This window comes from Actinocrinis sp. (assembly GCF_035650855.1).
Classification (GTDB): Bacteria; Actinomycetota; Actinomycetes; order Streptomycetales; family Catenulisporaceae; genus Actinocrinis.
Map to the genome: position 1 here is coordinate 1 of NZ_DASRGV010000189.1, position 13,831 is coordinate 13,831.

The following is a 13,831-nucleotide window of genomic DNA, read 5'->3' on the forward strand; positions in this document are numbered from 1 at the left end:
CAGCGGAAACAGAAGACGCCTGATATGGCGGTCGGCGACAGCGCCACGGAAACGCAACGCAGACGCCACGGCCCGGCGCGAGGCTGGGTCGGAACGCCGTCGGGCAATCAGGAGCCGTAGCGTTCGCCGACCAGGCGAAACTCAACTCAGGTAAGGACAGGGTGATGAGCAGAGTACGCACAACACTGCTGTCCGCGGCACGCAGGGTCCTCACAGCAGGCCGCGGCAGGGTCACCGTCTCCGTGTTGGCCGCCGTCCTTTGCTGGGGCGCGGCCGTGGGCGCCTCCCCCGCGTCGGCCGCGGTGAACTTGGGGACGTTCAACGTCAGTTCAGGCGTCTCGCGGGTGACGGGGACGGTGACGATCAACGGCAGCAACTCCTTCACCTTGACCAACGTCACGCTGACCGACACCTCCTGCGGCGACAGCCGCCAAGCGGAGTTCCGGGTGAACTGGGTGGACGGGCTGGGCACCGTGCGCAGCTTCCCCTGGCACGTCGACTCGAACGACTGCCGGGCGACCGTGCACTTCAACAGCCTCTCCGGAACCACGCCCGACTACATCGTCTACTTCCAGATCGAGACGAACGCCTGCGGCGGCAACATCTTCGACCGCTGCAGCAGCTCGGCATACAGCAGGCAGTTCGTCGACCCCTACTCCCCGTGAGCCGGCCGATCGAGCACGTCCGCGATCACCGTGGCGAGCGTGATCGCGCACTGCGGTAGGGGCCGCTGCTCTCGCGCACGATCAGCTCCGGGTCGTCCCAGAGGCCGGGTTCGGGTGCGTTCTGCGGATCGAGCAATCGATGCAGCAGACGGAATCCGGCCCGGCCGAGCCCTTCGAAGTCGAGGCGCACGGTCGTCAGCGCGGGACTGAGATACGCGGACTGCGGTGCGTCATCGAACCCTACGACGCTCAGCTCCTCGGGCACGCGCCGGCCGGCCTCGCGGGCGGCCCGCAGCACGCCGAGCGCGACGTCGTCGTTGCCGCACAGGATCGCGGTGGCCGTGCGGTCCGCGAGGAGGCGGCGCGCGGCGAGGTATCCGGAACGCGGGGTCCAGCCGGCGTCGAGCTGTTCGGGCACAGTCCTGTCCGCCTCGTGCAGGGCGTCGCGCCACCCTCGGGCCCGCTGCGTCTGATGCGTCGTGGAGGAGGGGATGGCGAGGTAGTGGACGGTCTTGTGGCCGAGGCCGAGCAGGTACCGGGTGGCGTGGGCGGCGGCGCCCCGGTCGTCGATCCAGACCTTCGAAAGGCTCGTCCCGTCCGCATCCGCCGCGTCGTCGGGCCGCTCGACGAGACCCACCACCGGATAGTCCGCGGGCAGCGCGGCGAGGGCGCGCACGCCCGCCGCCTCGAACGCGATCACGATCGCCGCGGCGCGGCCCGGGTCGCCGAGCCGTTCCATCACGTCCTGCCTGCTGCGCGCGGATTCCGGCTCCAGGACGCTGATCGCGACGGTGAACCCCGCCGCGCGGGCCGCCTCCTCGATGCCGCGCAAGGCGGCCGCGCAGCCGTAGAGCGCGGTGTCGACGGTGAGCACGGTGACCGAGCGCACCGGTCCGCCCGCGAGCGCCTGAGCGGTGCGGCTGGGGGTGAATCCGAGCTCGTCGATGGTCCGCAGCACGTGCGCCCGAGTGGACTCCCTGACGTTCGGCTTGCCGTTGATGACGCGTGAGACGGTCTGGTGCGAGACACCGGCGATCCTGGCGACGTCCCAGATGCTGAAGCTCTGGGACGTCGCCGGCGCAGCGATGTTACCGCTCTCAGTCACGCGATCATTCTCGGAAGCGGGCAGACGGGTGTCAATCGAGGTAGGGCGGTCAGGAGGTGCAGGTAGCTCCGTTGAGGGTGAACGCGGTGGGTGAGGAATCGTTCGAGGTGAAGGTTCCCTGGAATCCGAACGAGGTGTTGCCGCCGGGTGCGATCGTGGCGTTGTAGCTCGCGTTGGTGGCGGTGACCGCGGTGCCGGACTGGAGCACTGTCGCGTTCCAGGCGTTGGTGACCTTCTGGTCGCCGGGGAAGGCGAACTTCAGAGTCCAGCCGTTGACAGCGCTGGTGCCGGTGTTGCTGATCGTCACGTTGGCGGTGAATCCGCCCGGCCACTCGCTGGTCTTGGCGTAGGCGACCTGGCAGGTGCCGCCGCTCTGGCCGCCGGTGATGTTCCAGCTGAAGGACGCGGTGCCGGACACGCCGGTCGAGTCCGTCGCGGTGACCGTCACGGTGCTGCTTCCCGCCGTCGTGGGAGTGCCGGAGATCAGACCGGAGGAGCTGATCGCAAGGCCCTGAGGTAGGCCGCTCGCCGTGTACGTCAGCGTCTGCCCGGCGGCCGAGTCGGTGGCGTGGATCTGGAGCGCGGTGATCGGCGCGCCGACCGTGCCCGACTGGCTGCCCGGGTTCGTCACCGTCACCGTGTTGCCGCTGGAGGAGCCGGCCGGCGTGACATAAATCGCGAAGGCGTCGTGTGCGGCCTGGAAGGTGATCGGCACGGTGATCGAGCCGCCGGTGGCGCTGACCGTCTGGTTGTAGACCACCTGCGGGGAGCTGAGCGGGGCCTGGTCCGGGATGCGGTCCACGCGCACGTTCACGCTGCCGCCGCCCGAGAGCCAGGACTGCGAGGACAGGCCGTTGAAGGTGACGGACGCGGCGCCGGTGAAGTTGCCGTCGTCCCCGAGGATCGCCACGGCGCGCTTGTTCCCGCTGTCCTCGCTCGCCGCGATCGCGGTCGAGCCGACCTGGCCGGAGGTGGTCACCAGCGTCCCGGTCATGTCGGCGTAATCGCGGAACGCCCACCAGTTCCCGGTCGGCTGCCAGCTGCCGCCGGACTGCGTCAGCAACCCGGTCAGGTTCGGCGTCTCGCAGCACGCCCAGTTGCCGCGCATCGCGTTGGTGTATCCGGACTGCGCGAAGCGGGCGAGGTACCACGCGGACTGGCCGGCAGTCTGCTGATCCTGGGGCTGGAATTCGTTGGAGGAGAGCGGGAGGTGCGCGATGCCGTTGTTGGAAAGGGCGCTGTTGAGGGACTGGGCCACGGCCACCGGGTCGTCGCCGTCGCCCTCGTTGTGGTTGGAGATCATGTCCGGTACCGTTCCGGCGCTCTTCACATGCGCCAGCCAGGTGTTCCACTGGCCCGCGTTCTGCTGCGGGGTGACGGCGAAGGAGGGGCCGACGATCGTCGCGCTCGGCGCCAGCCTGCGGATCTCCCGGTAGGCGGCGTCCCACATCTGGAAGTACTGCGCGCTGTTGATCCCGCGGGTCCAGAACGCCGAGATGTCCGGCTCGTTCCAGATGTCGTAGGCGAACTTCAGCCCCGAGGCCTGCAAGGCGCCCACGGTAGCGTCGACGAAGCTGACCCAGTTCGAGCAGTTCCCGTTGTCGCAGGGCCACACCGTGTTCGACGGCTGACCCCCGTCCGCGCCGTAGACGTCCGTGAGGATGAACTGGTACTGCGCGTGATACGAACCCTGCGTCAGGCGCCTCGCCTGGGTGATCGCCTCGTTGACGTCGGCCTGTGTGCCGGAGCCGTACTGATAGTTGTCCCCGATCCAGCCGCGCGACGCATGCCCTCCACCGCGATACGCGTTGATCTGCAAGGGCTGAAGGTACTGATCGGCGGGCTGGGTACCGTCCTGGCTGATGCCGTAGAGGAACCCCTCCCCCACGCCTGTCGACGGACCGCGCGCGGACGACAGGTCGACGCTCAGCGATTCACCAGACGCGGCGCGGCCCGCCGTCGGCACGAGCAGTGGGATGGCCACGGCCAGCGCGGTGCCGGCGGCCAGCGCCAGTCGGCCGGAAACTCTTGTCCGCACGTCGCTCCTCCATCGGTCCGGCGCCGCTACACCGTGGCGCCGAACTGAACGTCGCACAGGCGGAGAGGCTGTGTTACCGGTAACAATCACGCCGATCCTGGGAGCTCCCGCATGGGGTGTCAAGCACTACAGCGGCTTAAGTCCACGCGCGCGCCGAACGCAGGAAACTCCGGACGTACACCGGTGAAACCTTCATCCGTGGCGGGGAATCCGGCGCGGTTCAGCCGTCGATCCGCACGGGTACCAGGTTCGCAGGACGAGGTGCCGGACCGGGGGGCGTGGCTCATGCAGATCACCGAGGTCACAGGTTTCGGGGTGAGGTCGGCGGCGATCCGCCTGCGGCGGGACGAGACCCCCATGCAGTTCGCGCTCTTCCCGATGCTGCACTTCGCGGCGCCCTCGTTTTATGCGCAGGTGCGCCGCCGGCTGCAGGAGTGCGCGGTCATCGTCGCGGAAGGCGTATCAGGGCCCTCCCTGCAGGAGAACGCCATGAGCTTCGCCAACCGCTACTTCCCCCGCGGGCGGCAGCGCGGGATCGTCGGGCAGAGCGACGAAGCCACGCTGCCCGAAGGCATCCCGGTGATCCGGCCGGACGTGCCGCCCGCCGAGCCGGCCCTCGATCTGCGCGGCATTCCGGGGCTCAAGCAGCTGGCGGCGCTGGCCGGCGTCAACCTGGCACTGGTCACCAGCGTGCACGTGATCAGCACCGCGCTGGCCATCGCGGGGCCGCGGGCGCTGTGCTCCAAGGATCTGGAGATCCACGATTTCGCGTTCACCGCGCGCGAGGAGCAGATCGCTGATGCGCGGCTGTCGCACATGGTCATGGAGAACCGCGATCAGAAGCTGCTGGCCGAACTGGTCCGGCTGCATGAACAGCGCTGCCGCGAGCCGATCACGGTCGGCGTGGTCTACGGCGCCGCACACATGCCGGCCGTTTCGAACGGGCTCATGGAGCGCTACCGCTATCGGCCGCGCAGCGCGGAATGGATGACGGTGTTCACCCAGGGCTGACCGGGCATGGTTGGCCAGGTCCGCTAACCAGGCTCGGTTATCCGTTCGGCAGCGGCGGAAGGGTTTTCTCCTCGAGCCAGGCCGTAAACAGGTCGTCGAGCCCGTAGACGCTGTAGCGGTTGGCGTGCTGGATGAACTGCGACGTGCTGACGACGCCGTGCCGGTGTTCAGCAGCCCACTGCTTGAGCATGACGAAGAACGGCCCGTCGCCGAGCGTGCGGCGCAACGCGTGCAAGACCAGCGCGCCGCGCCGGTAGAGCCGGTCGTCGAACATCTTGCGCATGCCCGGGTCCGCCAGGCGGAGGGTCTGTGGCAGGCTCCTGAGTTGCGCGTGGGACTCGGCGGCCAGGTCCGCGGCGCTCGCCGCGCCGTCCCCACAGCGCTCGGACCACAGCCACTCGGCGTATTTGGCGAAGCCCTCGTTGAGCCAGATGTGCCGCCAGTCGGCGACCGTCAGGCTGTTGCCGAACCACTGGTGCGCCAGCTCGTGCGCGACCAGGCGCTCGCTGCCGCGTCGGCCGTCCACGTGGTTGGTGCCGAAGGTGGACAGGCCCTGCGCCTCGACCGGGACGTCGAGCTCTTCGTCGACCACGACGACGGCGTATTCGGCGAAGGGGTAGGGGCCGAACAGCTCCTCGAACAGCTCCATCATCTGCGGTTGGCGGGCGAAGTCGTGCGTGAATCGCTCGCGCAGCCTGGCCGGATACGCGGCGTTCTGCGGCACCGGGTTCGCGGTGAGCCGGGTGCGGGTGTAGCGGCCGATCTGCACCGTGGCCAGGTAGCTGGCGGTCGGCGCGGGCTGCTCGTAGACCCACTTCGTCGTGCTGGCCGCGACCTCGTGCGTGACCAGCGTGCCGTTGGCGACCACCATGTAGCCGGCTGGAACCGTGACGGTGATCCGGTACGAGGCCTTGTCGTCCGGACGGTCGTTGCACGGGTACCAGGACGGTGCACCGATTGGCTGGGAGGCGACCAGCGCCCCGTCGCTCAGCTCCTCCCAGCCCAGTGCGCCCCACTCGCTGTGGACGGGGCGCGGGGTGCCGCTGTAGCGCACGACGGCGCTGAAGGCGGACCCGGGCTGCGGGGCAGTGGTGGGGCGCACCCGCAGCTTCCCGCCGCGATGCGTGAACTTGGCGGGGGTCCCGTCGACCGTGACCCGCTCGACCCGGAAGGCGGCGAGATCGAGGGCGAACTCGCGCAGCGGCGCGGCCGCGTCCGCCGCCACCGCGGTCAGCCGGGCGGTGGCGGAAAGCCTGTTCCCGGCCGGCCGATAGCGCAGGTCGAGCTCGTAGCTCTGCACCCGGTAGCGCGGGTCGCCGTGGTCAGGGAAGTACGCTTCCGCGGCCTCTGACGCGGTGGTGGACATCGACGCAGTGGTGGTCGTGCGTGTCTCGGCCCCGGTTCCCCCGGCCGGATCGTGCTTCGGCGGCACCAGGATCAGTCCGCTCCGAGCCAGGCCTCGATGGGGTTGCCCAGCCACCGCGAGTTCGCCGGGACCGACTCGCCGCGCATGACCAGCGAGGCGGGACCGATCGTGACGCCCTCGCCGAGGGTGGCGCCGGGCAGCGCGATGCCGTGCGGGCCCAGCGTGGCGCCGGCCTCGATCCGGACCTCGTCCAAGCGCATGATCCGATCATGGAACAGGTGTGTTTGAACCACACAACCCCGATTGACGCTGGCGCCCTCTCCCAAACTCACCAGATCGGCTTCAGGCAGCCAGTGGCTCTCGCACCACACGCCGCGTCCGATGCGAGCGCCGAGGCCGCGCAGCCAGAGGTTCATCACCGGGGTGCCTCCAGCGGCCCCGACCAGCCACGGCACGGCCAGCGACTCGACGAAGGTGTCGGCCAGTTCGTTGCGCCAGATGAAGGCGCTCCACAGCGGGTGCTGCGCCGTCGTGAACCGGCCGACCAGCAGCCACTTGGCGGCGATGGCGAGCGCGCAGGCGACCGCGCCGGCCGCGGGCAGCACCAGGGCGCCGAGCAGTCCGGCCGCCCACCAGCCCCAGGCCTGCGCGGCGGCCGCGAAGACGCCCAGCGCGAGAAGGGCCAGCGCGGCCGAGCACAGCACCGGCACGATCCGGCAGCTCTCCACGACCGCCCGGGCGACCAGCAGCCGGCGGGGCGGGGCGAAGGTGCGGCTCTGGTCGCCGGCCTCCACGGCACGCGGCAGCTTCATCGGCGGCATGCCGAGGTAGGAATCGCCCGCCTTGGCCTTCTTCGGCGCGGCGGAGAGCACGCCGACCAGCCCGTCGCGCGGCACCTTGCGTCCGGCGGCGGTCATGCCCGAGTTGCCCAGGAACGCGCGTGCCCCGATGCGGGCCTCGTCGATGCGCAGCCAGCCGCCGCCGAGCTCGTAGGAGGCGATCATGGTGTCGTCGGCGAGGAACGCGCCGTCCCCCACGGTGGTCATGCTCGGCAGCGCGAGCACGGTGGAGGCCTCGACGCCGCGGCCGACCTTCATACCCAGCGCACGCAGCCACAGCGGCGTCAGAGCACTGGCATACAGCGGGAAGAGCACCGTGCGCGCGCCGTCCATCAGCCGTTCGGTGGTCCAGGCCTGCCAGGCGACGCGGCCGTAAAGTGGATGCCGGCCGGCGCGCAGGCCGAGGCTCAGCGCCCGCACGCCGAGCAGGACCAGCAGCGCGTAGGCGAGCAGCCCGCCGAGCGCGGCCGCAGGGGAAATCGCGAGCGCGGAGCCGAGCGCCGCCGGCAGCGTCCCGGAGCCGTGCACGGCCAGCCCGATCAGCAGCACGCCGGGGAGCGCGGCCAGCAGCGGCAGCAGATTCAGCACGAACGCCGTGGTCGTGTACGCCAGCGTCCAGTGCGGCTTGTGGACGGGGCGTTCGCCGGGGTAGCGCGTGGCGCGTCCGGTCTTCACCGCGGGCACCCCTGCCCAGCGCTGGCCGGTCTTGACCGCACCGGCCGTCGCGGCGTCGGACACGACGGATCCCGGCGCTATCTCCGCGCGCTTGCCGACCCGGGCACCGGGCATCAGCACGCTGCGAGTCCCGACGACGGCTCCCGCACCGACCCGGACAGGTCCAAGGTGCAGCCGGTCGCCGTCGAGCCAGTGCCCTGACAGATCCACCTCGGTGCCGATCGCGCATCCCCGGCCGAGCTTGAGCATTCCGGTGACCGGCGGCAGGGAGTGCAGGTCGACGTCCTCGCCGATCTGGACGCCCAGGGCGCGGGCGTACCAGGTGAGCCAGATCCCGGACAGGCTGGTCGCGCCGCTGGACTCGGCAAGGCGCTGGGCGGCCCAGAGCCTGAGATGCACCGCTCCGCCGCGCGGGTACGTGCCGGGGGTGACGCCGCGCAGCAGGACCCGCGCGCCGGTCGCGGCGATGGCCAAGCGTCCGGCGGGGCTGATCAGCAGCACCCAGCCGGCCAGGACCGACCACCAGGAGAGGGCCGGTGCCCACGGGTGCGGTCCGTACCAGCGCAGGATGTTGCTGAAAGCGGCCAGCGCGACGCACCACCGCAGCCCGACGAGCGCGTACATCGCCGCCATCACCGCGCCCTGCACGAGCCCGGCGCGGCGCGGGGTGGGCTCGACCACCCGCGGGCCGTCCTGGGCGGGCCCGGCGGCGGACCGGTCCAGCAGGGCGGCGAGGGCGCTGAGTGTCGAGTACTGATACAGGTCGGCGACCGAGACCCCGGGATGGCGGGTTCTGATGCGGGCGACCAGCTGCGCGGCGGCCAGGCTGCCGCCGCCGAGCGTGAAGAAGTCGTCGGCGGGCGAGGCGGGCGGCGCGCCGAGGATCTCGCCCCACAGTCCGGCCAGCCAGGCCTCGGTCGCGGTCAGGTCGGCCGCCGGGCGGGCGGAGCCGTCCGCGTCGAGGCCCGGCAGCGGCCAGGGCAGCGCGGCCCGGTCCACCTTCCCGGAGGTGCGCACGGGCAGCGCCGGCACGAGCGCGAGCAGCGGGACCAGCGCGGCAGGCAGTGCGGCGCGCAGCCGGCGTACCGCGTCGGCGCGGTCGAACTCGCTTTGGCCGCCCGAGAGCACGAGGTACCCGACGAGGATCTGGTTCCCGCCGCGCGCCGTGCGCACGGCCGCGGCCGCCGCCGCGACGCCCGGAAGGGCCTGGAGCGCCGCGTCCACCTCGCCGAGTTCGATCCGGCGGCCGCCGAGCTTGACCTGCTCGTCGGCGCGGCCCAGGAACAGCAGTCCCTCGGGCTCGGCGCGCACCAGGTCGCCGCTGCGATAGGCGCGCTCCCAGCCGAGGGCGGGCAGCGGGGCGTACTTCTCGGCGTCCTTGTCCAGGTCGAGGTACCTGGCCAGCCCGACGCCGCCGATCACCAGCTCGCCGCTCTCCCCCATCGGCACGACGTGTCCGGCGGCGTCGAGCACGGCCAGTTCCCAGCCGTCCAGCGGCAGTCCGATGCGCACCGGCCCGGCGCCGTCGAGCCGCGCGGCGGTGGCGACGACCGTGGCCTCAGTGGGGCCGTAGGTGTTCCACACCTCGCGGCCCTCGATGACCAGGCGCTCGGCCAGTTCCGGCGGGCAGGCCTCGCCGCCGAAGATCAGCAGCCGCACCTCGTCGAGGCAGTCGTCCGGCCACAGCGCGGCGAGGGTGGGGACGGTGGAGATCGCGGTGATCTCCTGGGCGACCAGCCAGGGTCCGAGGTCCACGCCGCTGCGCACCAGCGCGCGGGGGGCGGCGACCAGGCAGGCGCCGTGCCGCCAGGCCAGCCACATCTCCTCGCAGGAGGCGTCGAACGCGACCGAGAGGCCGGCCAGCACCCGGTCGCCCGGGCCGAGCGGCTCCTCGGCCAGGAACAGCCGGGACTCGGCGTCCGCGAAGGCCGCGGCGCTGCGGTGCCGCACGGCCACGCCCTTGGGCTTGCCGGTGGATCCGGAGGTGAAGATGATCCAGGCGTCGTCCTCGAGGCCGGGGCGGCCGGCAGCCACCGGCGGACGTGCGTCGCCGCGCACCTCGAGGGTCCGCCCCGCCTCGAGCACGGCCGCGACGCCGGCCTCGGAGAAGACCAGCCGGGCACGCCCGTCGGGGTCGTCGGCGTCGACCGGAACGTACGCCGCGCCGGCGGCGAGCACCCCGAGGATGGCGATGTAGAGGTCGACGTCGCCGGAGGGCATGCGCACCCCGACGCGGTCTCCGGCGCCGATGCCCGCGGCGGCCAGGCGGCGGCGCACCGTGTCGACCTCCGCGGCCAGCGCGCGGTATGTCAACACTCTGGTGCCATCGTCGAGGGCTGGTTCGTTCGGGTAGCGCCGTACCGTGGCGTCCAGGATGTCGATCAGGGTGCGCGGCTCGGCGGCTTGAGCCCCGTCGAACACGGCGTTCACCCGCGACGACGCGGGCTCGGCCGGGCCCTGCTCGGTCTGCTTCTCAATCAGCGCGTACGGCGCTTCCACGACAGCCATGCGGTCCCTTGGTCGGCGGGCATCGAGCGCCTCGGTGACGGGGCATCCAGCCCAACCTGCACGACCGCGGCGCGCCGGCGCCGGCTTGATGTCGTGGTCTCGATGAAGTTCTCGGCCGCCATTCTACCGCTGGCCTCGGCGCCCCCGTCCTAGTCATCGGGCCGGCGATAGTGTTCAGACTGTCGAGACCGCTCAGGTGCGCCGGTCAGCCGGTCGCGCGGATCCCGGAGGCAGCAGCGTGACGATGGCGCACGAGGGCTTCGAGCCCGCGGCCGTCCTTGAGCAGATCACGGCCGCGACTGAAGACCTGGTGCGGACGGCGGCCCGGTTCACCGACGCCGACATGCGTGCGCCGTCGCTGCTGCCGGACTGGTCGCGCGGACATGTGCTCACGCACCTGGCCCGCAATGCCGATGGCGGACGACGGCTGTTGATCTGGGCCCGGACCGGAACGGAGACGGCGGAGTACCCGAGCCTGGACGCCCGCGCCGAGCAGATCGAGGAGGGAGCGGGCCGCGGCGCCGCCGAACTGCTGGCCGACGTGCGCGACAGCGCCGCCGCGTTCGAAGCCGAATATCGCGGGATGCCGCCCGAGGCGTGGAGCCGGATCGTGCGCTGGACCCGCGGTCAGCAGCGCCCGGCCGCACGCGCCGCCGACTCCCGGCTGTCCGAGGTGCTGGTCCACCACGCCGATCTGGACGCCGGCTACACCCCGGCCCAGTGGCCCGCGGATTTCGTCCGCACCATGCTCGGCCGGGTCGCTGCCTCCTTCAGCGCGCGCGAGGACGCACCTGCCATGCGGCTGTGCGCTACTGACACGGACACCGAGTACGAGATCGGCGGCGCGCGACCGGCACCAGTCATCCACGGTCCGCAAAGCTCGCTGCTGGCCTGGTTGATGGGACGCTCGCGGGGCGCCGACCTTACCGTGCACGGCGCCGCGGACCTCCCCGAGCCGCCGTTCCTCTACTGATCCTCGGCCGCGCCCGATCCGGCTCGGCCGTACTTCGCCGTGAAATCTCGGCTTCCGCACGCAACCTTCCGCGATCCGCCGGACTCTGGGTAGGGGTCGATCGACCTACTTGGGGGCGGATGCCATGGAAGAAGAAGACGAATTCGCCGAATACGCGGCGGCCCGCCAGCACCATCTGCTGCGTACGGCGTTCCTGCTGTGCGGTGATCCCATCAGCGCGCAGGACTTGGCGCAGGAGGCGCTCACGAATCTGTGCCGCGCCTGGCCGCGCGCCAGGCGGGCCGATTCGGTTGATGCATACGCGCGCAGGACCCTGATCAACGTCTACCTGCGCCATCGCCGCCGGCTCGGCCGCGACCGCGAGGCGCAGCGGGCGCTGATCGGCGAGGCGCGCACGCAGGACAGCACGGAGCGGGCGGAGCAGCGGCTCGCGCTGCTGGCCGCGCTCGACCAGCTGGGCAAGCGCAGCCGGGCCGTGCTGGTGCTGCGGTACTGGGAGGACCTGAGCGTTCAGCAGACCGCAGACTTGCTCGACTGCAGCGTCGGCACGGTCAAGAGCCAGACGTCGAGGGCGCTGGCCAGACTGCGCGACCTGCTCGGCCCGCAGTGGCTGGGTCCCACGGCGCTCACACACGGCGATTCGAAGGGAACGGGACAATGACGAACCACGACTCGGACGCGACCGACGCGGCACGTGACGCTGCGGTCGGCGGGCTGCTCGCGACACTCGTGCAGGACTACAACCCCGCAGTGGACCTTGTTCCGGCGGCGCTCGCGGGGGCGCGTCGCGCGAAGCGGCGTGCGCGCGTGGCCTGGACGGCGGGCGGGGGTCTGGTCGCCGCGGCGGCCGCCGCGGTCGTGATGGTCACCGGTGCGACCGGTGCCGGGCCACTGCCCACCGCGATCGCCACGGCAAGCGGCGGCGCGGCGAATCAGGGCGCTGGGTCGTCTGGCGCATGCGTGGGCAAGTGGCTGCCTTGGAGCGGCGAGAGCGAGTCGGCCTTGTTCGGAAAGGGCACAGTCGCGCAGCGGGCCGTCGTGTGCGCCGAAGACGTCGCGGCGATGAAGAGGATCTACCCCGGCCTCGCCATGGTGCCCTTCTTCGAGGAATACGCGGCCGGCAAGAGTACGGACTTCACCACGGACCAGATCGCCCAGCTGGGCCCCGGACTAAGTCCGGACACGCACATCCTCGAACCGTGGCAGTACACTGCGACGCTGGGCGGCCATGCCGCGTACTTCTACATCACCTACTCGAGTACCCGCAGCGACGTGTGCACCGGCTGCACGGCGATTCAGCCTCAGCCGCTGCCCGGTCCGCGTCCCGGATACCAACTCGTGGGTGAGACGCCGCAGACAGCCCATCCCAACACCATCGAAGTCCTCGTCGAGACTCCGGACCAGACCTACCTCGGCATCGGCGTCAGCCCGGTGACCGGCGGCGCGTTCACCCCGCCGTTCGACGTGACCAAGCTCGTGAAGGACGGCAGATTCATCGCGGCACTCGACACGGATCTGCGCACTCTCTACGGCGGCTGACCGTCAGGAGCAGGACGCCGCGATCAAGGCGCCGAGCGCGGGGACCTTGAGCTGCTGTCCCGCGTAGATCATCGTCGAGCTTCCCAGACCGTTGAGCTGCTGGAGCTCGGAGACGGTGCTGTCGCAGCGTTGCGCGATGGCTCCGAGCGTGTCGCCGCCGTGCACGGTGATGGTGGCGGTGTCCGACGCTCGGGGCAGCAGCCCTTCGAGCGGCAAGGCGGTCGGCAGGGCGATCGGGGGCAGGCTCGGATACGCGAGCAGGCTTTCGTAGAGACCGTTGTGGTCAGGCGCGGAGTAGGAGTAGTACGGGACCGCGACGGGCTGGCCGGCGAGCTGTGGCGACTGGTCCCGTATCTGCGAGATGCCGCTGATGGCACCGAACACGGCGATCAGGCCCACGGCGACCACGAGGAACACGGTGAGCTGATTGCGCCGCCGCCGGCGGGCGAGGGCGTCCTCCTTCGGGGTGACGGTCAGTTCCCGCCGCGGCCGGGCGGCTTCGCCGAGCACGACGGGGCCGTTCACGTCGACGCCGAGTTCCGCCAGATGCAGCCGCAGCCTGGGCACCTCCCGCCGGTCCCGGACCGCCGCCGCGAGCAGCGCCCCGAGCTCCTCGGCGGTGATGTCGCGCGGGGTCAGCAGGCTGTTGCCGGTCCAGGACAGGTGCCAGACGGCGCCCCCGATACCGACGAGGGCTTGGCCGACCAGGCTGAACAACGCTCCGAGCAGCCGTCCCGCCGGACCGGCCTCGCCTTGATCGGAAGCCCGGTCGGCCGCTCGATCGGATCCGCCGCCGGCGCCGCGGTTCCTCGCCGCGTCTTCGGGTGCCGCGACGCCGAGCGCACGATCGAGTTGCTCGGCCAGTTCGTCGCGGCGCCCCGCCTCCAGGCAGTCCAGGACCGCGGCCACTGGCGCGTCGGCCGCCGCCGGGCCCGCGAGGCGGACCACGGCGCGCTTCAGTGCCCGGGCCGGTGCGGAGGCACGCGACTCCACCACCAGGACCAGCCATTCCCGCCACGGCACCCGCTCCGAATCAGGGGACTGCGCGTCGGGCAGCGTCCGTCGCAGCAAGGCCTCGCGGTCGCGGACGAGTTCTAGGGCGAGGCGCCGAT

At 71.4% G+C, this 13,831-nt stretch carries 10 protein-coding genes; 5 read left to right on the forward strand and 5 right to left on the reverse strand.

Features of this window, described 5'->3' with window-relative positions; translation table 11 throughout:
• Positions 1–164: 164 nt before the first annotated feature.
• Positions 165–665: a hypothetical protein gene (locus VFB40_RS14020; RefSeq protein WP_324850730.1), complete on the forward strand. Its 501-nt coding sequence runs from the start codon at positions 165–167 to the stop codon at positions 663–665.
• Between the two features lie 25 nt (positions 666–690).
• On the opposite strand, the gene VFB40_RS14025 is transcribed toward VFB40_RS14020, so the two are convergent.
• Both VFB40_RS14025 and VFB40_RS14030 read right to left on the reverse strand, forming a co-directional pair.
• Entirely contained in the window at positions 691–1,770 is a 1,080-nt protein-coding gene (locus tag VFB40_RS14025; RefSeq protein WP_324850732.1) for a LacI family DNA-binding transcriptional regulator, read from the reverse strand.
• 49 nt (positions 1,771–1,819) lie between these two features.
• Positions 1,820–3,808, reverse strand: coding sequence for a cellulose binding domain-containing protein (locus VFB40_RS14030; RefSeq protein WP_324850734.1), 1,989 nt, complete (start codon positions 3,806–3,808; stop codon positions 1,820–1,822).
• A 285-nt stretch (positions 3,809–4,093) separates the two neighbouring features.
• Here VFB40_RS14030 and VFB40_RS14035 point away from each other — a divergent pair, with 285 nt between their 5' ends.
• A complete protein-coding gene (locus VFB40_RS14035) occupies positions 4,094–4,819 on the forward strand; it encodes a hypothetical protein (RefSeq protein WP_324850736.1) in 726 nt (241 codons plus the stop codon).
• Between the two features lie 37 nt (positions 4,820–4,856).
• On the opposite strand, the gene VFB40_RS14040 is transcribed toward VFB40_RS14035, so the two are convergent.
• Both VFB40_RS14040 and VFB40_RS14045 read right to left on the reverse strand, forming a co-directional pair.
• Entirely contained in the window at positions 4,857–6,185 is a 1,329-nt protein-coding gene (locus VFB40_RS14040; RefSeq protein WP_324850738.1) for a M1 family metallopeptidase, read from the reverse strand.
• A 71-nt stretch (positions 6,186–6,256) separates the two neighbouring features.
• Complete coding sequence (locus tag VFB40_RS14045; protein ID WP_324850740.1) at positions 6,257–10,207, reverse strand: Pls/PosA family non-ribosomal peptide synthetase; 3,951 nt, start codon at positions 10,205–10,207, stop codon at positions 6,257–6,259.
• Between the two features lie 244 nt (positions 10,208–10,451).
• Here VFB40_RS14045 and VFB40_RS14050 point away from each other — a divergent pair, with 244 nt between their 5' ends.
• From VFB40_RS14050 to VFB40_RS14060, 3 genes are all read left to right on the forward strand, one after another.
• The gene (locus VFB40_RS14050) at positions 10,452–11,180 is read left to right on the forward strand and encodes a maleylpyruvate isomerase family mycothiol-dependent enzyme (protein ID WP_324850748.1); all 729 of its coding nucleotides are present in this window, start codon (positions 10,452–10,454) and stop codon (positions 11,178–11,180) included.
• A 124-nt stretch (positions 11,181–11,304) separates the two neighbouring features.
• Positions 11,305–11,841 carry a SigE family RNA polymerase sigma factor gene (locus VFB40_RS14055; RefSeq protein ID WP_324850742.1) on the forward strand — a complete coding sequence of 179 codons (537 nt, stop codon included), beginning with the start codon at positions 11,305–11,307 and terminating at the stop codon, positions 11,839–11,841.
• The gene (locus tag VFB40_RS14060) at positions 11,838–12,719 is read left to right on the forward strand and encodes a hypothetical protein (protein WP_324850744.1); all 882 of its coding nucleotides are present in this window, start codon (positions 11,838–11,840) and stop codon (positions 12,717–12,719) included. Before VFB40_RS14055 ends, VFB40_RS14060 begins: the two co-directional genes overlap by 4 nt.
• Positions 12,720–12,722: 3 nt before the next feature.
• Here the strand turns inward: VFB40_RS14060 and VFB40_RS14065 are convergent.
• Positions 12,723–13,831, reverse strand: a 1,109-nt coding sequence (locus VFB40_RS14065) for a LysM peptidoglycan-binding domain-containing protein (protein ID WP_324850746.1), incomplete at its 5' end; no start/stop codon positions are given.

Coding starts and splice junctions, on each gene's coding strand:
- VFB40_RS14045 (WP_324850740.1), bottom strand. CDS start 10,207: ATGGCTGTCGTGGAAGCGCCGTACGCGCTGATTGAGAAGCAGACCGAG.
- VFB40_RS14060 (WP_324850744.1), top strand. CDS start 11,838: ATGACGAACCACGACTCGGACGCGACCGACGCGGCACGTGACGCTGCG.
- VFB40_RS14055 (WP_324850742.1), top strand. CDS start 11,305: ATGGAAGAAGAAGACGAATTCGCCGAATACGCGGCGGCCCGCCAGCAC.
- VFB40_RS14035 (WP_324850736.1), top strand. CDS start 4,094: ATGCAGATCACCGAGGTCACAGGTTTCGGGGTGAGGTCGGCGGCGATC.
- VFB40_RS14050 (WP_324850748.1), top strand. CDS start 10,452: ATGGCGCACGAGGGCTTCGAGCCCGCGGCCGTCCTTGAGCAGATCACG.
- VFB40_RS14020 (WP_324850730.1), top strand. CDS start 165: ATGAGCAGAGTACGCACAACACTGCTGTCCGCGGCACGCAGGGTCCTC.
- VFB40_RS14040 (WP_324850738.1), bottom strand. CDS start 6,185: ATGTCCACCACCGCGTCAGAGGCCGCGGAAGCGTACTTCCCTGACCAC.